The sequence below is a fragment of the Neorhizobium sp. T25_13 genome, assembly GCF_002968675.1.
GTDB lineage: Bacteria > Pseudomonadota > Alphaproteobacteria > Rhizobiales > Rhizobiaceae > Neorhizobium > Neorhizobium tomejilense.
On the sequence record NZ_PVBI01000012.1, the window covers coordinates 87,228 to 108,234 of the forward strand.

Annotated in this window: 23 protein-coding genes; 6 read left to right on the forward strand and 17 right to left on the reverse strand. The window is 62.7% G+C overall.

The annotated features are described in order from the left end of the window. Nucleotides 1-2: 2 nt before the first annotated feature. Nucleotides 3-1,007: a DUF2125 domain-containing protein gene (locus C5J22_RS24060; protein ID WP_105440299.1), complete on the reverse strand. Its 1,005-nt coding sequence runs from the start codon at nucleotides 1,005-1,007 to the stop codon at nucleotides 3-5. A 54-nt stretch (nucleotides 1,008-1,061) separates the two neighbouring features. On the opposite strand from C5J22_RS24060, the gene C5J22_RS24065 reads away from it, so the two are divergent. Further along, entirely contained in the window at nucleotides 1,062-1,598 is a 537-nt protein-coding gene (locus C5J22_RS24065; protein WP_105440300.1) for a gamma-glutamylcyclotransferase, read from the forward strand. A gap of 1 nt (nucleotide 1,599) precedes the next feature. Here C5J22_RS24065 and C5J22_RS24070 read toward each other — a convergent pair whose 3' ends face one another. The 4 genes from C5J22_RS24070 to ftsE all read right to left on the reverse strand — a co-directional run bounded on the left by C5J22_RS24070 (nucleotide 1,600) and on the right by ftsE (nucleotide 4,981). After that, a complete protein-coding gene (locus C5J22_RS24070; protein ID WP_105440301.1) occupies nucleotides 1,600-2,391 on the reverse strand; it encodes a 1-acyl-sn-glycerol-3-phosphate acyltransferase in 792 nt (263 codons plus the stop codon). Nucleotides 2,392-2,474: 83 nt separating this feature from the next. Next, nucleotides 2,475-3,206, reverse strand: coding sequence for a YdcF family protein (locus C5J22_RS24075; RefSeq protein ID WP_046665022.1), 732 nt, complete (start codon nucleotides 3,204-3,206; stop codon nucleotides 2,475-2,477). 64 nt (nucleotides 3,207-3,270) lie between these two features. Continuing rightward, the gene (locus tag C5J22_RS24080) at nucleotides 3,271-4,221 is read right to left on the reverse strand and encodes an ABC transporter permease (RefSeq protein ID WP_172746766.1); all 951 of its coding nucleotides are present in this window, start codon (nucleotides 4,219-4,221) and stop codon (nucleotides 3,271-3,273) included. A gap of 100 nt (nucleotides 4,222-4,321) precedes the next feature. Continuing rightward, a complete protein-coding gene (ftsE, locus tag C5J22_RS24085) occupies nucleotides 4,322-4,981 on the reverse strand; it encodes a cell division ATP-binding protein FtsE (RefSeq protein ID WP_007770735.1) in 660 nt (219 codons plus the stop codon). Nucleotides 4,982-5,187: 206 nt separating this feature from the next. On the opposite strand from ftsE, the gene C5J22_RS24090 reads away from it, so the two are divergent. From C5J22_RS24090 to C5J22_RS24100, 3 genes are all read left to right on the forward strand, one after another. After that, nucleotides 5,188-5,847, forward strand: coding sequence for a hypothetical protein (locus C5J22_RS24090; protein WP_105440303.1), 660 nt, complete (start codon nucleotides 5,188-5,190; stop codon nucleotides 5,845-5,847). 62 nt (nucleotides 5,848-5,909) lie between these two features. Continuing rightward, entirely contained in the window at nucleotides 5,910-6,452 is a 543-nt protein-coding gene (gene hpt, locus C5J22_RS24095) for a hypoxanthine phosphoribosyltransferase (RefSeq protein ID WP_038546323.1), read from the forward strand. 131 nt (nucleotides 6,453-6,583) lie between these two features. Then, nucleotides 6,584-6,961 carry a response regulator gene (locus C5J22_RS24100; protein WP_037081707.1) on the forward strand — a complete coding sequence of 126 codons (378 nt, stop codon included), beginning with the start codon at nucleotides 6,584-6,586 and terminating at the stop codon, nucleotides 6,959-6,961. Between the two features lie 4 nt (nucleotides 6,962-6,965). Here the strand turns inward: C5J22_RS24100 and C5J22_RS24105 are convergent, their stop codons facing one another. From C5J22_RS24105 to argH, 4 genes are all read right to left on the reverse strand, one after another. Further along, nucleotides 6,966-9,692, reverse strand: coding sequence for a TIGR02302 family protein (locus C5J22_RS24105; protein WP_105440304.1), 2,727 nt, complete (start codon nucleotides 9,690-9,692; stop codon nucleotides 6,966-6,968). A gap of 135 nt (nucleotides 9,693-9,827) precedes the next feature. After that, complete coding sequence (gene lysA, locus C5J22_RS24110) at nucleotides 9,828-11,096, reverse strand: diaminopimelate decarboxylase (RefSeq protein ID WP_105440305.1); 1,269 nt, start codon at nucleotides 11,094-11,096, stop codon at nucleotides 9,828-9,830. A gap of 16 nt (nucleotides 11,097-11,112) precedes the next feature. Then, nucleotides 11,113-11,319 carry a lipoprotein gene (locus C5J22_RS24115; RefSeq protein ID WP_038590638.1) on the reverse strand — a complete coding sequence of 69 codons (207 nt, stop codon included), beginning with the start codon at nucleotides 11,317-11,319 and terminating at the stop codon, nucleotides 11,113-11,115. 104 nt (nucleotides 11,320-11,423) lie between these two features. Further along, on the reverse strand, nucleotides 11,424-12,827 hold the full coding sequence (argH, locus tag C5J22_RS24120; protein ID WP_105440306.1) for an argininosuccinate lyase: 1,404 nt from the start codon (nucleotides 12,825-12,827) through the stop codon (nucleotides 11,424-11,426). Between the two features lie 23 nt (nucleotides 12,828-12,850). On the opposite strand from argH, the gene C5J22_RS24125 reads away from it, so the two are divergent. Continuing rightward, nucleotides 12,851-13,519, forward strand: coding sequence for a TlpA disulfide reductase family protein (locus C5J22_RS24125; RefSeq protein ID WP_105440307.1), 669 nt, complete (start codon nucleotides 12,851-12,853; stop codon nucleotides 13,517-13,519). 330 nt (nucleotides 13,520-13,849) lie between these two features. Here C5J22_RS24125 and C5J22_RS24130 read toward each other — a convergent pair whose 3' ends face one another. From C5J22_RS24130 to C5J22_RS24160, 7 genes are all read right to left on the reverse strand, one after another. Beyond that, entirely contained in the window at nucleotides 13,850-14,731 is an 882-nt protein-coding gene (locus tag C5J22_RS24130; RefSeq protein WP_105405298.1) for a 3-hydroxybutyryl-CoA dehydrogenase, read from the reverse strand. 145 nt (nucleotides 14,732-14,876) lie between these two features. Beyond that, nucleotides 14,877-15,806: an electron transfer flavoprotein subunit alpha/FixB family protein gene (locus tag C5J22_RS24135; RefSeq protein ID WP_105440308.1), complete on the reverse strand. Its 930-nt coding sequence runs from the start codon at nucleotides 15,804-15,806 to the stop codon at nucleotides 14,877-14,879. A 19-nt stretch (nucleotides 15,807-15,825) separates the two neighbouring features. Beyond that, nucleotides 15,826-16,572, reverse strand: a complete 747-nt coding sequence (locus C5J22_RS24140; protein ID WP_105440309.1) for an electron transfer flavoprotein subunit beta/FixA family protein — start codon at nucleotides 16,570-16,572, stop codon at nucleotides 15,826-15,828. A 139-nt stretch (nucleotides 16,573-16,711) separates the two neighbouring features. Next, a complete protein-coding gene (locus C5J22_RS24145) occupies nucleotides 16,712-17,458 on the reverse strand; it encodes a rhomboid family intramembrane serine protease (protein WP_105440310.1) in 747 nt (248 codons plus the stop codon). Between the two features lie 24 nt (nucleotides 17,459-17,482). Beyond that, a complete protein-coding gene (locus C5J22_RS24150) occupies nucleotides 17,483-18,055 on the reverse strand; it encodes a cob(I)yrinic acid a,c-diamide adenosyltransferase (RefSeq protein ID WP_105440311.1) in 573 nt (190 codons plus the stop codon). 15 nt (nucleotides 18,056-18,070) lie between these two features. After that, a complete protein-coding gene (locus C5J22_RS24155; RefSeq protein ID WP_037081726.1) occupies nucleotides 18,071-18,274 on the reverse strand; it encodes a twin transmembrane helix small protein in 204 nt (67 codons plus the stop codon). 17 nt (nucleotides 18,275-18,291) lie between these two features. Next, the gene (locus C5J22_RS24160) at nucleotides 18,292-19,125 is read right to left on the reverse strand and encodes an SDR family oxidoreductase (protein ID WP_105440312.1); all 834 of its coding nucleotides are present in this window, start codon (nucleotides 19,123-19,125) and stop codon (nucleotides 18,292-18,294) included. Between the two features lie 70 nt (nucleotides 19,126-19,195). On the opposite strand from C5J22_RS24160, the gene C5J22_RS24165 reads away from it, so the two are divergent. Further along, nucleotides 19,196-20,170 (forward strand): YihY/virulence factor BrkB family protein, encoded by a 975-nt coding sequence (locus C5J22_RS24165; RefSeq protein ID WP_046637231.1) that lies wholly within the window; start codon nucleotides 19,196-19,198, stop codon nucleotides 20,168-20,170. Here the strand turns inward: C5J22_RS24165 and gluQRS are convergent. Continuing rightward, nucleotides 20,099-20,995: a tRNA glutamyl-Q(34) synthetase GluQRS gene (gene gluQRS / locus C5J22_RS24170; protein ID WP_105440313.1), complete on the reverse strand. Its 897-nt coding sequence runs from the start codon at nucleotides 20,993-20,995 to the stop codon at nucleotides 20,099-20,101. The two genes, C5J22_RS24165 and gluQRS, sit on opposite strands and share 72 nt — an antisense overlap. Nucleotides 20,996-21,007 lie beyond the last annotated feature (12 nt).

Sequence of the window (21,007 nt, forward strand, 5' to 3'; positions counted from 1 at the left end):
GATCAGATCGGCGGGATTTCGCCGATCTGAATGAAGCCGCCGGCGAACACCTTGCCGCGGTTGATGGTGAGGTCGAGCGACGCGCTCTTGCCGCGGCCGAGCGCGGACAGCATGTTGGCGGCGGTCTTCAGCGTCGGTGCGATCTGCGGAAACGCCTGGCTCAGGCTGTCGCGCCAGGCATCGATCTGTTCGATCCGGAGCTTCAGCTTGCCCGACAGATAACCCTGCTCGTCGAAGGAGAAGGGTCCGGAAACGGTGATCAGCTTGCCATCACCGAGATCAGCCGAAATGCTGCGCATCTGGCCCTCAGTGCCATAGAGAACGGTTCCGTTCGGATCGGATCCGTCGATCATGCCGGCGCGGCCGGTCAAGGTCAGGTCGAGATTGGTCGTGAACCGCGGCAGAAGCTGCGGCAGATCCTTCATCACCACATCGGTGTTTTGCAGCGTCATGGCCGCGTCGAGGTCGGTGCCGTTCTGGCGCAGATGGATTTCGGTGTGACCGGCGCTGATATTGAAGGCCTGGCCGGTGGCCGACGACAGGATGTTCGTCCTGGCGTTCTCGATCACGGTGGAGGTGCGCTCCACCCCGCGAAACCGGGTGGTCAGGCTCGACTGGAAATTCTCCCAGGTGGTCGAGACCGAAAGCCCGTGGCCGGTGCGGAACTCGATCGGCGAATCGAGTTCCCAGACGATATGGCCGGGATTATAGACCTGGGCGGCGGACCGCAGGGATCCGAACATTGCGGAAATGCCGTTGGTGCGGTCGTCGACCGAGACCTTCGAGCAGAACAGGCCGATCCGGAACGGGTAGCCGCGATAGTCTGCGTCCGTGCATTCCGCCGAGATGCCGCGCCGTTCCTGGCTGCCGAGCAGGGCAAGCGTCCGCTCTTTCAGCATCGATGCCGCATAGAACCAGCCGGCGGTGTAAAGTGCGATCACCAGCACCACCCCGCAGGCGAGTAGCCATAATTTGCCGCTGACGCCGGTTCGGCTTGACGCTGCCATGATGTTCTCCAATGGTGCTGAAAACTTGGGGCTGGATGCTTCAATTGGAATGGTGTGGCGCGGGATATGGACGAATTTTGGGTGTTTGGCTACGGGTCCCTGATGTGGAATCCGGGTTTTGCGTTCGAGGAAAGACTGCCCGCTCGTGCCTTCGGCTTCCGCCGCTCCCTCTGTGTCTGGTCCTACGTGCATCGCGGCACTCCGGATCGCCCGGGCCTTGTCCTCGGTCTCGACCGCGGCGGCTCATGCCGCGGTGTCGCCTTCCGGGTGAGCGAGGAGAACCGGGCGGACGTGCTCGACTATCTGCGCCGGCGCGAACTGGTCACCAATGTCTATCTCGAGAAAACTTTGCCGGTGACGCTCGGAGATGGGCGGCAGGCAAGGGCGGTCGGCTATATCGTCGATCGCCATCATGTCCAATATGCCGGCGCGCTCGAGATCGAGCAGGCGGCGCAGATCGTCCGCGTCTCCGTCGGCCAGTCCGGGCCGAACGACACTTACGTGTTCAACACGCTCGAGCATCTCAAGGAAATGGGGATCCGAGATCACTGGCTGGAAGGTGTCGGCGCCGCGGTGGCAGCCGCCATCTGACTTACGCCGCAGTCTGGCCCTTCAGCTCCGCGAGCCGTTTGACCGCCGAGGGCGGCAGCGGCAGGTGAGGATTGGCGGCCACGGTCTCGACCAGCAGCTTGTCGCTTTCTCGTTCCAGCGTCTCGACCAGATGGGCGTAGAAGGTATCCGGATCCATGCCCGGGGCGATCGGCGGCAGGATTCGGACCTTGAAATGGCCGGGATATTTGATGAGCTTGCGGCGGCCCCAGAACAGGCCCCAATGGGCGACGACCGGCACGACGGGTACCTCGACGTCGCGATAGATACGGGCGATGCCGTAGCGGTATTGCGGCTCGGCGCCCGGCGGGCGGCGCGTGCCTTCCGGGTAGATGATGAGCTGGCGGTTGTTGGCCATCTCCTCCTTCGTCCGGTTCATGACGTCGACCATCACCTTGCCGCGGGCGCCGCGGTTGACCGGGATCATCTTCTGCTTGGCGGCGTACCAGCCGAACAGCGGAATCCACATCAGCTCGCGCTTGAGGATATAGACCGGATCTCGCTGCCAGGGCAGCAGTGCCACGGTATCCCAGGCGGACTGATGCTTGGGGGCGAAGATGCAACCGCCCTCGGGCACGTTTTCCAGCCCCTCGATCTCGAAGGTGGCGCCGACGATCTTTGCCATCAGCCAGTTGCAGGAGGCGGCCCAGGCTTTGGGGATGCGGTAGGCCGCCTTGCGCGGCATCAGGAAATAGATCGGGCTCAGCACGATCATGCGGACGATCAGGTTTGTGTAGAAGGCGATGTTGAAAAGAACCGAACGCACCAGCAGCATGGGAGCTTCCTCTTGGACAGGCGTTGCCTACACGAGATCGCGCGGGGAAAAAAGCGTCGGCTCGTCATCCGGAGGGAAAAGTGTCAGGGCGCGGGCTTTGCCGCTGTCTTCGGCGGGTCCTCGTTGCGCAGTCCGGTGCCGCGCTCGATGCCGAACCAGTCGCGGCAGGTGGCGAGCACGACCTTGCCGTATTCGGAAAGCATGGTGCGCAACACGTCCGGCTCGGCGAACCAGGCTTTCCGGGTGAGATCGGAACTGACCACCGGATAGGCGATGAACTCCGTAACCGGATCGGCACGGCGAAGTTCGTGCAGGCTGCGCAGCATGTGATAATTGTTGGTGACGACCAGTACGGACCGGTATCCGTGGTCGTGGATCCAGCGGGTGATTTCGTTGGCATTGCCGATCGTGTCGATCGCATCGTAGCCGATATCGACGCAGCAGGCGAAGAGATCCGGCGAGGCCTGCGTGACCTTGCGGATCTGGGTCGGGCTGGTGGACGGGTGCGCTCCCGAGATCAGCAGGCGCTGGCCGGCCCCATCCCGCAAAAGTCCGAGCGCCTGTTCGATGCGCAGGTAGCCGCCGGTCAATACGACGATCGCATCGGCCTTGACGCCGTCAGGCGCCTTCAGTGACGTCACGGCGTTCGCAAACCACAAAAACCCCCCGAAAAGCAGGGCCAATCCGAGCACGCAGACCATGATGATGCGGCGCGCGGCCCATCGCAGCCGGCTGTTGCGCGAAAACACTCCCCCGAGCCGCCGCCGCGGGTGGCGGTCCGCTCCATTTTCGGGTGTGGTCGGGGCCGGTGTCATGATTGTCCATAGCCGGAGATTCGTGGCGAGAACAGGGCCAACCTACAGAGGGAAGGCAACCGATTCAAGAAGCTGATAATCCGTCGGATCGCGCCGGATCGGAACGGATCAGGTCGATCTCGTCGATCGTGCGCATGACCGTGAACCGGGCCGTCAGGGTCGTCAGCAGCGCGATCACCACCATCGTCGCGAAGATGCCGAGATAACCGCCGACGCCGATGGTGAAGGAACCGAACAGCGCGCTCGCCTGGTCGCTCTCCGGCGTCGCCAGCGAATTGGCCTGCCACATGTTGGCGATGGCGAATATGGCGGCCGCAAGCGCTCCGCCGGCGGCCGAACCCTTGATGCTGATCTTCAGGAAATGTTTCTGGAATTCACTGGCTACGAAAGAGCTTTCGGCACCGACGAAATGCAGCACCTCGACGATATGGCGATTGCCGGACAGCGCTCCGCGGGTCGCGAAGATCACCGTCAGGATCATTGCCGTGAAGACCAGGACGAGGACGCCCATGCCGATCAGCACAGTCGTATGGGCCATGGACACCAGACGATCCACCCAGGTGCGGTGATCGTCGAGGAAGGCTTGCGGGATTTCGGTCTTCAGGAGATCGCGCATCCCGGCGAAATCGGGTGGGTTCTGCTCGTCGATAGTGACGATGACCAGGCGCGGCACGGGCAGGTCGGCGAGGTTCAGCCCGGTGCCTAGCCACGGCTCCAGAAGCCTTGCGGTCGCGCTTTCGTCCATGATCGTGCCTTCGCGGGTGCCGACGAAGGTGAGCGCCAGGTCGCGGGCCTTCTTCAAAGCCGCGTTCATGTCGAGCCCGTCTTCCGGCTTGATCTGGATGGTGATCTCGCGGGAGATCTGGCTCTGCCAGCTCGATGCCGTGGCCCTCACCATGCTCACCGCGCCGAGCGTCAGGCAGGCAAGGAAAGCCATGATGGCGATCACCACCATCAGCGCATTACCCTGGATGTTGGAGGGCGGCAGGATCGGCGCGGTGGGCCGCACCCGCATCTCGACGCGGCGCGCCTGCTTCTGGCCTGCCGGCTGAGCCTGCTGCTCGTTTTCGGGCCTCTGCGATTGGGCGCTCTTCGGCGCTTTCGGGCGGCTCTGCTCATTCATAGATGTCGAGCCGCCCTTCGGTGAGGATCATCCGCCTTGCATCCACCTGGTCCATCAGCGCCAGATCGTGGGTGGCGATGACGACAGCGGTGCCGAGGCGGTTCAGTTCCAGGAAGAGATTGAGGAGCCGGCGCGCCATCGGCGGATCGACGTTGCCGGTCGGTTCGTCGGCGAGCAGGATTTCCGGCTGGTCCATCAGGGCGCGGGCGATTGCGGCACGCTGCTTCTCACCGCCCGAGAGGACGGCGGGCAGCACGTTGATGCGTTCGCCGAGCCCGACCCATTTCAGAAGCTCGATCACGTCGTTGCGGTAGGAGCTTTCCTCCTTGCCGCGCACGCGCAGCGGCAGGGCGACGTTCTCGTATGTCGTCAAATGGTCGAGCAGGCGGAAATCCTGGAAGACAATGCCGACCCGGCGGCGCAGCATCGGCAGTTCGGCGCGGGGAATCTGTGACAGGTCGCGGCCGAACATGTGGATGATGCCGCGGGTGGGATGCAGCGACATGAACAACAGGCGCAGCAGGGTGGTCTTCCCAGCGCCCGATGGGCCCGTGAGGAACTGGAATGAGCGCTTGGGGATGTCGAAGGTCATATCCCGCAGGATCTCGGGACCCATCCCATAGCGCAGACCAACATTTTCGAAATGAATCAACGGATGACCAGTCCTCGCTCTTTCGACTCTCTGGTGCCCGTCTATCTCTTAACGACCCGGGTAAACGAACGGTAAATCACGCGCGGAAAAGGGCTAATTTCAGGCCGTATTTGCGAAGCATTAACCATTTCAATTTACGACTGAGCAGGATTCGATTCAATGCCCGCAATCCCGAACAAAGGGGAAAACGGGCCGAAGAGGGCCCCATGAGCACGTTTGGCAGCCATCAGGGCAAGACAGCCATCCGGATGGACATCCTGCCGCCGGAACCTTCCATGCGCACGACCCGGGTAAATGCGCGGCGCGGCGAGGTGGTCGACGCCCAGTTCGTTCCGGTTCGCGAGACCTTCCGCAGAGGCCCGGCTCCGCGCTCGCACAACGACAACCGAACCAGGCGTGCGGAGTCCACGGTCGCCGCATCGTCGTTCGCGGAGCGGGTCCTCGCCCGTATAGAACGCGGCCTGATGCGTCTTTCCGCCGATTTCTTCTCGGCGGTCGTGGCCATCGTCTTCGTTGCCGTTTTCAGCCTTGCGGGTGGTTTCACCTTCCTGTTTGCCGGGTCAGTGACGGCTGAGGCCGGACCGACGCTCGACATCACCCATGTGACGATGACGCCGCAGGATGCCAACGGCATGCGCGTGCTGCTGATCAACGGCATCGTCGAGAACCGCAGCGGCGGCAATCGTGCCATGCCGCAGATCCGCGCCGAGCTGATCTCGGGTGAGACGCTCATCGCCACGACGCTGATCTCGCCGCCGGCCTCGTCCATCGAAGGCGGTCAGAGCCGTGGTTTTTCGGCGCGCGTGCCCCACCCCGGTGGAAAACTGCCCGATCTGCGGCTTTCCTTCGCGGAGCGCGGCGCCTAGAGCTTTCTCTTTCCCGGCTGATTGTGGTATCGCGGTTTTTTACGGACACGCAGGAGAACCTCATGCCCGTCGTACGCGGCAAAATCATCGAGCCGCTTTATACCGCCGAACAGATCGCCGAGCGCAACCATGCGATCGCGGCGCAGATCGCTACCGGACCGACCAAGGATCTCTTGGTCATCGCCATTCTCAAGGGCTCGTTCATCTTCGCCGCCGACCTGTTGCGGGCGCTGCATGACGTGGGTCTGGCGCCGGAAGTCGAGTTCGTCACGCTGTCGAGCTACGGCGCCGGAACCGTTTCGCAAGGGGTGCGGATCGTCAAGGATATCGACAGCGACGTAAAGGATCGCGACGTTCTGTTGATCGATGACATCCTGGAATCCGGCCGGACGCTGAAATTCGCCAAGGAAATGCTCTATGAGCGTGGCGCCCGCAATGTTTCCGTCGCCGTGTTGCTCGACAAGCGCGTTAAGCGCCAGGAGGACCTGGAGGCGGATTACGTCGGTTTCGAATGCCCGGACTACTTCGTCGTCGGCTACGGAATGGACGTAGCGTACGCTTTCCGCGAGCTGCCTTTCGTCGGTGTCGTGACCGGAGACGCCTGACCGATTTGCATGCACCGGGTGAGACGAGGTGTTAACCATGTCGGCCCGCAATGGGCTGGCGTTTACTCCTCGACAAGAAAACTCTGTTGATTTGCTTCCCACATAAACAAAACACGGGAGCGATCACCGCAATGGCAAAAATCCTGATTACCGAAGACGAGGATTCGCTCCGCATGTTCGTTGCGCGGGCGCTTCGTCTCGATGGTCATGAGACCCATGAAGCGGGCGACGGCGCGGAAGGTCTCGAAAAGCTGAGCGAAGGGCCTTTCGACCTGCTGCTTTCCGACATCCGCATGCCGGTCATGGATGGCATAGAACTGGTGCACCAGGCGTCGGCCAGGTTCCCGGATCTCAAGATCCTGCTGATGACCGGTTATGCGGAGCAGCGGGAGCGAGCCGACGATCTCGCGGCCAAGGTGATCGATGTGGTGCAGAAGCCGTTCGCGCTGCCCGATATCCGCCGGGCCGTCGCCTCGGCGCTGGCGACCGGAAACTCCCGAGCCGCCTGATCGCTCAGCGAATATCCAGAAGCCGTTCCAGGTATTGCCGCTCCGCCTCGCCGGAGAGCGCATTGCCGAGCTTTTCGCGGATCGCTTCAAGGATTTCCCGGGCACGCTGGACGTCGATTTCGTCAGGCACCTTCACCTGATCGCCGAAATCCGGGCCTGACGTGGCGCGCGGGCGCCCGAGCGGATCGCGCCCGTTCTGGCCTCCCTGGGTCATGTTCTCGCCCGGGCCGCCGCGCTCCTGGCCTTCGCCCTGACCCTGGCCCTGCTGCTGCATGGCCTGCATCATCTGCTGCATCATGTTCTGTGCGCCCTGGCGCAGCGCATTGAGCGCATTGCCCTGGCCCTGAACCGCCTGGTCGCCCTGGCCTTCGCCGAGTGCCTTGCCGGCATTGCCCATCTCGCTCTGCGCCTTGCCGAAACCTTCGCCGGGCTGCATGCCGAGGCCCTTCAGCGCCTGCTGCAGCTCTTCCAGTTTCTTGCCGAGGCCTTCCTGCTGGGCGCGGAGGTTCTTCAGCGCTTCCCGAAGCTGCTCCGCGGTCATCTGGTCACTGTTCTGCTGCCCTTGCTGACCCTGCTGACCTTGTTGTTGCTGGCCCTGCTGCTGTTGCCCTTGCTGGCTTTGATCGCCGGGCCGCTCGCTGGGATCGCGGCGCTGCATGCGGTCGCGCAGCGCCTGATCCAGCTTGAAGGTCTGGTCCATCAGCCGCTGCTGTTCCTGCATGATCTCGCCGAGCTTGTCGATCTGCTGGCGCATCTGGCCGTTCTGCTGCTGCTGGCCCTGCTGCCCGCGCTGCGGCCTGCCGGCCTGCAGGTTGTTCATCATCCGCTGCAGCTCGTTGAGCATCTGCTGGGCGGCATCGCGATTGCCGGACCGGGCGAGGTTCTCGATCTGGTCCATCATGTTCTGCAGGTCGCGCTGCCGGATGACGTTCTGGGACTGCATGTTGTTGGGCGCCTGCGGGGCGTTCTGCATCCGCTGCGCGAGCTCGTTCATGAACTGCTGCATGGCTTCGCGCAGTTCCTGCATCAGCCGGGCGATCTCCTGATCGGACGCCTTGTTCTGCAGCGCTTCGGCGAGATTGCGCTGGGCGTCGCGCAGGCGGCGCTCCGCCTGCGACAGGTCGCCGTCCTCGATGCCAAGCGCGATCTCCCAGAGATATTCGGCGGTATCTTTCAGCTGCTCCTCGTTGCGGGCGAGTTTCATGCGCTCGAGCGCCGAGCGGATCAGCAGGAAGTGGCTGAGGTTGGGGATGGTCTCGTCGGGGCGGATCGCCAGCGCCTCGTTGAGCTCGATGGCGCGGGGCATCTGGCGGGTGTCGAGCGCGAAGACCTGACGCTCTTCCGCGACGGCGGCGGCGAGCGGCTCGGAGAAGCCGCGCGACGGCAACACCATTTCATGGGCAGGGCTGCGGCCGGTCTGGCCGGCGCCGTCCTTGGCAACCAGGGTGATCCTGACCCGCTTGCCGGCGAGCGGATGCTCGATCAGGCTGCGGCTCGTCAGGGCCTTGACCTCGCGGCTGTTCTGCCGCGGCAGGTCGAGCCGGTAGTCCGGGGCCGGATAGAGCGGGGTTGCGCCCGGAGCCGGCTGATCGACCGGTTCGATCAGCGCATGGGCTTCCCGAATGCCGTAATCGTCCTTGCCGGTGAAGCCGATTTCGAGCGCGCCGTTGACGGAACGCTTCGGCTGGCCGTCGAAGGCGATTTCCGGCGGCCTGTCGGGGATGACGTCAAAAGCCCAGCTCTGGCCGTTGACGGTCAGGCTGCCGCTCTCGGCGACGTTAAGCGCATAGGTGCGGGGTGGCCGCTGCTGGTTGGGCTGCTGCGGCGCGGCCTGCTGAGCCGGTGGCTGCTGGGCGGTCTGCTGCCCCTGTTGGCCGGGGGCGCCCTGCTGCGGTTGCTGCGCCGCCGTTTCCGCCGCCTTCTTGGCTTCCTCGGTGATCAACGTCGAGGGTTGCCCGCCGGCCTTCGGGGCGAAGACCACGGCCTCGCCGCCTTCACCGCCGGTGACGCGCACGGTCAGCGCCGAATTCTGCGGGATCGAGACGGCAGCAGTGGTGGTGGTGACCTCGCGGCCGGTCAGGAAGACCGGGGCGCGGCCGGTATAGGAGGGCGGCGTCAGCCAGGCGTCGATGCGCAGGTCCGGGTTGATGCTCGGCGCCGGCGGTGCGGGCCGGAAGGCATCGGCCGGAGAACCGCCGCCGTTCGAGAAGGAGTAACCGAGGGCGACGACGAAGACGAGAGCGGGAATGGCACGCAGGGCGAACCGGTCGTGCCGGGCGATATCCGGCTGCGGCAGGCCCGCATCGAGCGCCGCGATGCGCTCGGCCATGCGAATCTGGTGCTCCTTCCAGAGCGCGCGTGAAAAAGGCGTCTCGAAAGCCGGATGGTCGTCCTGGACGCCGACCGGCTGGTGCGGCAGGTTGTTGCGGACTTCGAGAAGCCGATCAGCGTCGGCCACTTCCGGCCATCGCAGGCGGCTGAACGGCAGCAGCGCATACACGAAGGCAAAGGCAAAGCCGCCGACCAGGACCCACCGCAGCCAATCCGGAGCGATCCGGAAAATCCCGAACCAGGCAGCCGACAGGAAGAGCGCCGCTATAGCGAGAGGCGCGAGCAGCAGCGGCAAAATCCGTTCGAAAAACAACACGATCCGGGCGAAGGACCGTTTCAGTGCAACGCGGCGCGCAAGCACAGGATGCAATTCGAAGGCACCTTTGCGGATGAAGCTCATGCGGTCCGACTCCAGTCGTGGCGGCGCAAATCAAGCTTTTAAGATAACGATGTTTGTGGCGAAGACGAGGGCAGGGGGCGATCCGCCCCCATATTTTCCGGGCTTTCCCGTAAAAGTGAACGGCGCGTTAAATGTTCAGTCGAGCCATGCCGGCACGGAATCGAGGCCGATGAGCTCTTCGTAGCTGCCGCGCGGGCGCACCACATGGAACTCCGATCCCTTCACCAGAACCTCCGGTATCAGCAGGCGGCTGTTGTAGGTGCTCGCCTGCACGGCGCCGTAGGCGCCGGCGGACGAGACTGCGATCAGGTCGCCGGGCTTCGGTTCGGCCATCTCTCGGTCGAGCGCCAGATAGTCGCCGGTTTCGCAGACCGGGCCGACGACGTCGCCCTTGATGCGCGGCGCATCGGCGGCCGGCACGACGACCGGACGGATCTCGTGATAGGCGTCGTAGAGCGTCGGACGGATCAGGTCGTTCATCGCGCCGTCGACGACCACGAAGGACTTTTCGCCGCCGTCCTTCACGTAGATGACCTCGGTCACCAGAATGCCGGCATTGCCGACGATCAACCGGCCGGGCTCGGTAACGATCTTGCAGTTCAGCGATCGCAGCTGGCGCTTCACCGTTTCCGCATAGGCATCGGGCAGCGGCGGCGGATTGTTGTCCTGACGGTAGGGAATGCCGAGACCGCCGCCGATATCGACGTGATCGATGCGGTGACCGTCGGTGCGCAGCGTCTCGACCAGTTCGCGCAGCAGCCGGAAGGCGTGCTCGAATGGCTGCAGTTCGGTGATCTGGCTGCCGATATGCATGTCGATACCCTTGACGTCGATGCCATCGAGCGTCGCGGCATGAGCGTAAACGGCGCGGGCACGCTCATAGGCGATGCCGAACTTGTTTTCCTTCTTGCCGGTCGAAATCTTGGCATGCGTGCCCGCATCGACATCCGGATTGATGCGGAAGGAGACATGCGCCTTTCTGCCGGCTTTCCGGGCGCGCAGGTTGAGGACTTCCAGTTCCGGCTCGGACTCGACGTTGAAACAGTAGATGCCGGCCGATAGCGCCAGATCCATTTCCCGCACCGTCTTGCCGACGCCCGAGAACATGATGCGGTTTGCCGGGATGCCGGCCGCCAACGCGCGACGCAGCTCTCCGCCGGAGACGACATCGACGCCGGCTCCGAGCCGGCCGAGCGTCTTCAGCACCGCCTGGTTGGAATTCGCCTTCATCGCGTAGCAGACCATTGCGTCCACATCGGAGAACGCCTTGGCGAAAACCTTGTAGTGACGTTCCAGGGTGGCTGTCGAATAGACGTAAAAGGGGGTCCCGACCGCCTTGGCGATTTCCGGGATCGGCACGTTCTCGGCGTGCAGCACGCCGTCGATGTAATGAAAATGATTCACGGTAAAACTCGGAAAATTACAGGAGCGGGTCGAGCAGGAAAGGCCGGTTGGCAACCGGCTCGGCTTTCTGTTCGCCCGGTTTGCCGCTCTTGCGGATGTTCTGCTGCTCCACCGGCGTGCTCGGGCGGTCGAGGCTGCCCTTGCGGCCGCAGCCGACGACAACGATGCCGGCGAGGCTCAGCACAAAGGCGATGCGGGCGATTTTTACCAGGGACTTCGACATTCTATTCCTTCTCCGGCACGGCTGCGGAACTTTCATAGCGAAGTTCCGCGCCCTTGTGCAGTCACTATCCGGCATCACTTCTCAAGCGTTCGTTCCGGCCGGCATCAATTCCGGGCGCGCCACCAGGCGATCTGCTTCCTCACTTCCGCCGGCGCGGTGCCGCCGAAGCTGGTGCGGCTGGCGACCGAGGCGTCGACGGAGAGGACGTTGAAGACCTTGTCGGTGATATCAGGATTGATCGACTGCAGTTCTTCCAGCGACAGTTCGGAAAGATCGCAGCCCTTCTCTTCGGCAAGCGCCACCGCGCGACCGGTCACATGATGGGCATCGCGGAAGGGAAGGCCGACTTCACGCACCAGCCAGTCGGCAAGGTCGGTCGCTGTCGAATAACCGGCACCGGCGGCGGCGCGCATCTTGTCGGCACGGATCGTCATGTCGCGCATCATGCCGGTCATGGCGGCGATCGCCAGTTCCAGGTTCTCGGCGCAATCGAAGACCTGTTCCTTGTCTTCCTGCATGTCCTTGGAATAGGCGAGCGGCAAGCCCTTCATGACGGTCAGGAGCGCCACCAGCGAACCGTTGATGCGGCCGGTCTTGGCGCGCACCAGTTCGGCGGCATCCGGGTTTTTCTTCTGCGGCATGATCGACGAGCCGGTCGAAAACGCATCCGACAGGCGCACGAAACCGAATTGCGGCGTCGACCAGATGACGATCTCTTCGGCGAGGCGCGACAGGTGCACGGCGCAGATCGCCGCGACCGACAGGAATTCCAGCGCGAAATCGCGGTCGGAAACGGTATCGATCGAATTGCGGGTCGGCTCGCGGAAGCCGAGAGCCTTGGCCGTCATGTGGCGGTCGATCGGGTAGGGCGTGCCGGCCAGCGCTGCGGCGCCGATCGGGCTTTCGTCGAGATGGTCGATCGCGTGACGGACGCGGGCGCGGTCACGGCCGAACATTTCCACATAGGCCATGCAGTGATGGCCGAAGGTCACCGGCTGGGCGGTCTGGAGATGGGTGAAACCGGGCATGACCGTATCGGCATGTTCCTCGGCGCGGTCGAGGAAGGCGGCGATCAGGCCGGTCAGCATCGCTTCCGTCTTGATGAGCTCTTCCTTCACCCAAAGGCGGAAATCGAGCGCCACCTGGTCGTTGCGGGAGCGGGCCGTGTGCAGGCGTCCGGCGGCGGGGCCGATCAGCACTGCCAGCCGCGCCTCGATGTTCATGTGGATGTCTTCGAGCTGCCTAGAGAATTCGAACTTGCCGGTTTCTATCTCTGACATGATCGTGTTCAGGCCGGACACGATCAGGTCTTTATCTTCGCCCGAAATAATGCCCTTTTCCGCCAGCATCGTCGCATGCGCTATTGAGCCGCGGATATCCTGGGCGAACAGCTTCTTGTCGAAACCGATCGAGGCATTTATCTCCTCCATGATCGCATCCGGCCCTGAAGCGAATCGTCCGCCCCACATCTGGTTGGAGGATACTGAGTCCTTCGTGCCGTCAGCCATGATGCCTAGTCCTGGAGTAATTGATGACGACCAAAAGACCTTTCGGCCTTCCGTCCGCCAGATTGATCGTGATTGCCGCCGTTGCGGGAATACTTGCCGGTGCCGTGGCGGTATACGTGAGTAGTGTGGGGTCTGGCAATGGCGAGAGCGGGCTTCTCGCCCAATCCTCCGGCGCCTGCGAAGGTGCCGTCGAGACGGTGAAGTCGGTCTCGCAATTCTCAAAGGGCCAGGTCGCCGCCATGGTTGCCGCGCAGCCGCCGAGGCCGCTCGATCTGGCCTTCAAGGGACCCGACGGAAAGGACCTCAAGACCGCCGATTTTGCCGGCAAGACGGTTCTCCTCAATCTCTGGGCCACATGGTGCGGCCCGTGCCGGGAAGAGATGCCGGCGTTGAACGCGCTGCAGAAGGGCATGGGCGGTCCGGACTTCGAGGTCGTGGCGGTGAATATCGATACCGGCAGCGACGAGAAGCCCAAGGCCTTTCTCGCCGAATACGGCATCGATACGCTCGGTTATTACCGCGACAGCTCGATGGGCGTCTTCAATTCGCTGAAGAAGGAAGGCCTCGCCTTCGGCCTGCCGGTGACCTTGATCATGGATAAGAAGGGTTGCCTGATTTCCGCGATGAACGGCCCGGCGGCCTGGGACAGCGCGGATGCCAAGGCGCTGATCACGGCGGCGAAGGGGCCTTAGCCCGCAATTTCCAATTGAAGTAACGTAGATCTCTACTCTATGCTGCTTTTGGTTGTGATGGCCAAAGCGACGTGTCCCTGTCAGGCGCATCGGAGGAGATGGGCTCCTCCGACCCGGCGAAGGCCTCGCCATCCAATTGGAGAGTGAACTATGTGGCTCATGCCATTTAGCATCACGTCTATCTTACGGAAAACCCGCACGAGCTGGCAGGCAAGCGTGCGGGTCACATTCCAAAAATAAACCAGAGAGGCGGGCGAAAGCTCGCCTCTCACTCCGTCAATATAGTTTGAAATGCCTTTTCTGACAAGGCAAGGCCAAAATAGCGTCCGCTTACCGCGTCGGTACCGGTACTTCGCCGCGATAATCGTAGAATCCGCGGCCGGCTTTGCGGCCGAGCCAGCCGGCTTCGACATATTTCACCAGAAGCGGGCAGGGGCGGTATTTGCTGTCCGCCAAGCCGTCGTGCAGGACCTGCATGATCGAAAGGCAGGTGTCGAGGCCGATGAAATCGGCGAGCTGCAGCGGGCCCATCGGATGATTGGCGCCAAGCTTCATGGCGGTGTCGATCGCCTCGACCGAGCCGACGCCTTCATAAAGCGTGTAGATCGCTTCGTTGATCATCGGCAGCAGGATGCGGTTGACGATGAAGGCCGGAAAATCCTCAGCGACGGTCGCGGTCTTTTCGAGCGCGGTGACATAGTCCTTGGCGGCCCGGAAGGTTGGCTCGTCGGTGGCGATGCCGCGGACCAGTTCGACAAGTTTCATGACCGGAACCGGGTTCATGAAATGTATACCCATGAAGCGCTCCGGACGGTCGGTGGCGGACGCGAGACGGGTAATCGAGAGCGACGAGGTGTTGGTGGCGAGCAGGGCGTCGGGTTTAAGGACTGGACAGACCTGCGCATAGATCTTGCGCTTGACGCTCTCATCTTCCGTCGCAGCCTCGATCACCAGGTCCATCGGCGCGAGGTCGTTAAGGTCCGAAGAACCGGCAATCAGCGAAAGAGCTGCCTTGCGCTCGTCGTCGCCGAGCTTGCCGTTGGAGACCTGGCGGGCGAGATTGCCGTTGATGGTTGCGAGCGCTGCTTCGATCCGGTCCTTGGACACGTCGTACATCTGCACCTTGTAACCGGCGAGAGCCGAAACATGTGCAATGCCGCAGCCCATCTGGCCTGCTCCGATGACGCCGATGCTTTTTATGACCAAACCCATGGTTTCGCTCCCTGGGCGTTTACGCTATCTCTAGCGTACGCCGATTTTATGAAAATGCCGGACTGCATGTATGCAGCCCGGCAGATTGTTATTCCGCTACATGTCGTTTTGCCAGCATTTTTCGCGCTTGCGAAATGAACCGGGCTCAAAGCGCCTTTTCAAGCTTAGGCAGGATTTCGAAGAGATCGCCGACGATGCCGTAGTCGGCGACCTGGAAGATCGGAGCTTCCTCGTCCTTGTTGATGGCGACGATGACCTTCGAATCCTTCATGCCGGCGAGATGCTGGATGGCGCCCGAAATGCCGACGGCGATATAGAGTGCCGGCGCGACCACTTTGCCGGTCTGGCCGACCTGCCAGTCGTTCGGGGCGTAACCGGCGTCGACCGCTGCGCGCGATGCGCCGACGGCTGCGCCGAGCTTATCGGCGACCGGAAGGATGACTTCCTGGAATTTTTCAGACGAACCAAGCGCTCGGCCGCCGGAAATGATGATCTTCGCAGAGGTTAGTTCCGGGCGTTCGGACGACGAGAGGGCATCCGAGACGAAGCTCGACAGGCCCGGGTTTGCGACAGTCGAGATAGTTTCGATCGAGGCGGAGCCGCCTTCGCCAGCCGCCTGGAAGGAGGCGGTGCGCACCGTGATCACCTTTTTGGCGTCGGTCGACTGGACCGTCTGGATGGCGTTGCCGGCGTAGATCGGACGCTTGAACGTATCCGCTGAAACCACCTCGATGATTTCCGAGATCTGCATGACATCGAGAAGCGCCGCGACGCGGGGCATGACGTTCTTGGCCGACGCCGTCGCGGCGGCGATGATCGTGTCGTAGGAACCGGCCAGCGAAACGATCAGAGCCGAAAGCGGCTCTGCGAGGTTGTTGGCGTAGTCGGCGCTATCAGCGAGCAGGACCTTGGAAACGCCGGCAAGCTTTGCAGCGGCATCGGCAGCGGCCTTGGCACCGGAACCCGCGACCAGCACGTGCACGTCGCCGCCGATCTTGGAGGCGGCCGAGAGCGCCTTGGCGGTCTGGTCGTTGAGGCTCGAACCGTCGTGTTCTGCCAGAAGAAGAATGGCCATGATGATGTTCTCCCTTTCCTTACAGAACGCCGGCGGTCTTCAAGGCGCCGACCAGTTCCTCGACCGTCTTCACCTTGATGCCTGCCTTGCGGCCGCCCGGCTCCTCGGTCTTCAGGACCTTCAGGCGCGGCGCGGTATCGACGCCGAAATCGCCAGGCGTCTTCTTGTCGAGCGGCTTCTTCTTGGCCTTCATGATGTTCGGCAACGAGGCGTAACGCGGCTCGTTCAGGCGAAGGTCGGTGGTGATGACGGCCGGAAGCTTGACTTCGATCGTCTGCAGGCCGCCGTCGACTTCGCGGGTCACTTTTGCGGAACCGTCCGCGAGCTCGATCTTCGAGGCAAAGGTCGCCTGGGCGGAGCCGAGCAGGGCTGCCAGCATCTGGCCGGTCTGGTTGGAATCGTCATCGATCGCCTGCTTGCCGACGATGATCAGGCCCGGCTGTTCGGCATCGACGATACCCTTCAGGATCTTGGCCACGGCAAGCGGCTCGACCACGTCGTCGGTCTCGACCAGGATCGCCCGGTCGGCGCCCATGGCGAGCGCGGTGCGCAGTGTTTCTTCGGCCTTGGCCGGGCCGATCGACACGACCACCACTTCTTCCGCCTTGCCGGCTTCCTTCAGCCGCAAAGCCTCCTCGACGGAGATTTCGTCGAAGGGGTTCATCGACATCTTCACATTGGCAAGCTCGACACCCGTGCCGTCCGGCTTCACGCGGATCTTCACGTTGTAATCGACCACTCGCTTGACTGGCACCAGGATCTTCATGGGGTCCTTCCTTGACTATCTTCAGCCGCAAATTGCGACATTTGCTGCTTCCTCATTTGTCAGTTGGCGACATGGATACGCATTTTTCGCGCGATTACAACGCGGATTTGCCGCCGGGCATTGCCGTTTTCTCATAGTTCTATTCGGTTGCCGCGGCGATCCGCGGAACGTCCGGCTTAAGCTCGACTGCCTTCGGGGTCACGATGTTGCGGTCGAACAGCGGCACGCCCTTGCGGCGCATGAACAGCACGAGGATGGCGCCCGCGATGATGCCGCCCACATGCGCCCCCCAGGAGACCATGCCGTCGAGATCGAGCGCCAGCATGGCGAACTGCTGGACGATCCAGAGCGCCAGCGGAATGAAGGCAGGCAGCGGCAGCGGAATTCGGAAGAGCACCAGCACCCAGACCCGCACGCGAGGATGCAGCAGGAAATAGGCCGCGACCACGCCGGAAATCGCCCCGGATGCGCCGATCAGCGGGCCTTCCGAGCTCGACGCCACGAAACCATGGAGAGCGGCGCCCGCCGCTGCGCAGATGAGATAGAAGGCGAGGAATTTCACATGCCCCAGCGCATCCTCGACATTGTCGCCGAACACCCAGAGGAACAGCATGTTCGAGGCGAGATGCCAGAAGTCGATATGCAGGAAGGCATAGGTGACGAAGGTCAGGTCGTCGGGCACGATCACCAGCGACGGATCGAGCGTCGCGTAGTTGAAGATCACCGCCGGAATGAAGCCGAGCCCGAGCGAGGCGTGTTCGGCTACTTCAGGTGCGGAAAAATTGGTGAACAGCCAGATCAGCACGTTGATGGCGATGATGCTGATCGTGACATATTGCACGCGGATGTATTTGAGTTCGACGGCGTCGTGCAGCGGGATGAACATGCTGTGGCTCCTCCGCCGTTGCGGTTATCGGTTCTTGCCCGGGATCCAGAGTATATCGGCTTTGCCGCCGTCATTGGCAAAACGCGCCGCCACGAACAGAAAGTCGGAAAGCCGGTTGATATATTTCAGCGCCGGGGCTCCGACGGTCTCGCTTCGGGACAGCTCGACCATCAGCCGTTCGGCGCGGCGCGACACGGTGCGGGCGAGATGAAGATGAGCGGCGGCGGCAGAGCCGCCCGGCAGCACGAAGGAGGTCAGCGGATCGAGATGGGCGTTGAGCGCGTCGATCTCCGTTTCCAGCCGCGTCGCCTGGGCTTCGACGATGCGGAGCGGCTCGTAGTCGAGCTTCTCGCCGGTATCCGGCGCGGCAAGATCGGCGCCGAGATCGAAAAGGTCGTTCTGGATGCGGAAGAGCATGGCATCGAGCTCGGCCATGCCGGACATATGCAAGCGGGCCACTCCGATTGTCGAATTGGTCTCATCGACCGTGCCATAGGCTTCGACGCGCAGGTCGTGCTTGTCGCGGCGCGGTCCGGAAACCAGCGCCGTGCTGCCGTTATCGCCGGTGCGCGTGTAGATCTTGTTGAGCTTTACCATCCGCCGTCATCAGAATCAGGTCGGGCGACCGCCGCCCGTAATCCAGAGAGTGAGCATGATGAGGACGATTGCAACCGCCTGCAAGAGAATACGCAATTGCATCAGCTTATTGGATTTGTTGGCGTCGGTGCCCTTCAGCATGTTGAACAGCCCGCGGATCAGTACGAGCGCGACGAGGCCCATGACGATCAGGGCAAGCACGGTTGTGAAAGTGGACATTGTCGGATTGCTGCCTTTCAATCCAGCCGGCGCATCAGGTTATAAAAGAGCGCGGCCGGGAGTATTCTTTTCAGGAAAGCGCCCTGCTTGGCGGGCTTCGTTACCAGATAATGTGGCTTCGGACGAGGCGCGGTCAAGGCATGCGTCAAGACGTCATAGACCGCTTCGGGCCCAAGCTTATGGCGGCTGGCCTGCCCCCCTCCCTCGAGGCGCCTCAACTGCCGCCGATACTGCTCCGCATGGACCGAGCCTTCGAGATCGACATGCTCGCGGATCTTGGCAAGAGCGTTGGCCGTGAAGCGCGAGGTGATCGGGCCGGGCTCGATGAGGCTCACCCCGATGCCGCTGCCTTGAAGTTCCATGCGCATGGTGATCGTCAGGCCTTCAAGTGCGTATTTCGAGGCCGTGTAGGCGCCGCGGTAACGATAGGGCAATAGCCCCAATATCGACGAGCAGTTGACGATGCGGCCCTGGCCTCTTGCGCGCATGACCGGGATCACCCGCCGCGTCAGCTCGTGCCAACCGAAGAAATTGGTCTCGAACTGCTCGCGCAGCACGTCGGTCCCCAGGTCCTCCACTGCACCCGCCTGGCCGTAGGCGCCATTGTTGAACAGTGCATCGAGCCGTCCGCCGGTGCGATCCAGCACGGTTTCCACCAAGGCTGCGATCGTGTCGGGCCTGGTATAATCCATCAGCAGGGTTTCGATGCCGTCCGCCTCGAGGGCTGCGAGATCGGCCTGCCTGCGCACCGTCGCGAACACCCGCCAGCCGTCCTCCGTCAGAGCCCGGGCGCAATGGGCGCCGATGCCGGAGGAACAGCCGGTAACGATGATCGTTCTATTTTCGGCCATTGAGTAAGGCTCCCTGTACAATCGAAAGAGTTCCTCCCATATTTCCCGCCACGTCACAACGGAGTTGCCCTTGCCCGAAGAAAACCGCCCCGTCCGGTGGTATCGCCTCGCCTTCAAGGTTCTTTGGGACGCCTACTGGCACTTCTCGGACGACGATGGCTGGGCGATGGCGAGCCATGTCGCGCTTTCCGGCCTGCTGGCGCTGTTTCCGTTCCTGATCTTCGGCACGGCGCTCGCCGGTTTCTTAGGAGCCGGCGGTTTTTCGGAAACCGCGGTGCATCTCCTCTTCGACACCTGGCCGGCGAATATCGCGGCACCTATCGCTTCCGAGATTCGCCAGGTGCTGGAAATCCCGCGCGGCGGGCTGCTGACGATCTCGGTCCTGGCGGCTGCGTATTTTGCCTCCAACGGGGTCGAGGCGCTCAGGATTTCCCTCAACCGCGCCTACCGCGTGACGGAAACCCGGCCCTGGTACGTGACCCGTCTCGCCAGCCTCGGTTATGTGATCGTCGCGGTCGTCATCTTCGCGGTGATCAGCATCCTGCTCGTCGCGGTGCCGGTCGCGCTCCGTTTTGCCGAAACCCGCTTTCCCTGGCTAATCGGCGACCTGACGCGGGCCGCGAACTGGGGCCTTTATGGCACAGCCCTCTTGCTGATGATCGGCCTGCTGCTTTCGCACAAATGGCTGCCGGCCGGCCGGAGGCGGATCATCGACGTGCTGCCGGGCGTGACGCTGACGATCGTCATCTGGACCGCGTTCGGTCTCGGTTTCGCCTCCTACCTCTCGACTTTCGCCAACTATGCGGCGACCTATGCGGGGCTGGCGTCGATCATGATCGTGCTGGTCTTCCTCTACATGATCAGCGTGATCTTCATTCTCGGTGCCGAGTTCAACGCTGCCCTGATGAAATACCGGATCTATTCGGTCTTCTCCCGGTTCCGGCGGGAGCGCCGCAAGCGCGGCCAAGCGCCGTCAAAAGCCAACCAGGCGACGGATGTCGGCAACGGAGAAACCCTGGCCGCGAAGCGCCGCGAGCCCGGTTGAGCCCTCGCTTTTCGAGAGCTTCCGACCATCCGCTCCCATGATCAGCCGGTGGTGGTGGTAGACCGGCTGGGGAAGGCCGAGCAGTTCCTGCAACAGCCTGTGCACCGCCGTCGCTTCGAAAAGGTCGAGCCCGCGCACCACATGGCTGATCCCTTGCGCGGCATCATCCACCGTCACCGACAGATGGTAGCTTGACGGTGCATCCGAGCGGGAGAGGATCACGTCGCCCCAGGCCGACGGATCGGCGATGATCTCGCCGCGTTCTCCGTCGCCGGTCTCGATCCAGCTCAGCGGTGCCTCGATCAGGCCAAGTGCCTTTCCCATGTCGAGACGAAAGGCGTGCCGGACACTATCGGCGATCAGTCTCCGCCGCTCCGTCTGACTGCGACTGCGGTCATCGTCGGGATAGAGCGGCGAACCGTCCGGATCGCGCGGCCAGCTCTTCCCATCCGCCTCGCAGGCCGCGACTCTGGTTTTCACCTCGCCGCGGGTCAGGAAGGCCGGATAGACGAGATCCATCTCGGTCAACCGATCAAGTGCCGCATGGTAGGCATCGAAATGTTCGGATTGCCGCCGCACCGGCTCTTCCCATACAAGCCCCAGCCAGGCGAGATCGCGATAGATCGCTTGCTCGAACTCCGGCGTGCAGCGCGCAAGGTCGATATCCTCGATGCGCAGCAGGAAACGACCGCCATTCGCGCTCGCCATGTCGTGGTTGAGGAATGCCGACAGGGCGTGGCCGAGATGCAGAAACCCGTTCGGGCTTGGCGCGAAACGATAGACCGGTTTATCAGAAGGCGGAGCGGGCATGATTTCTTCTGCCATGCTTTTTGAAAA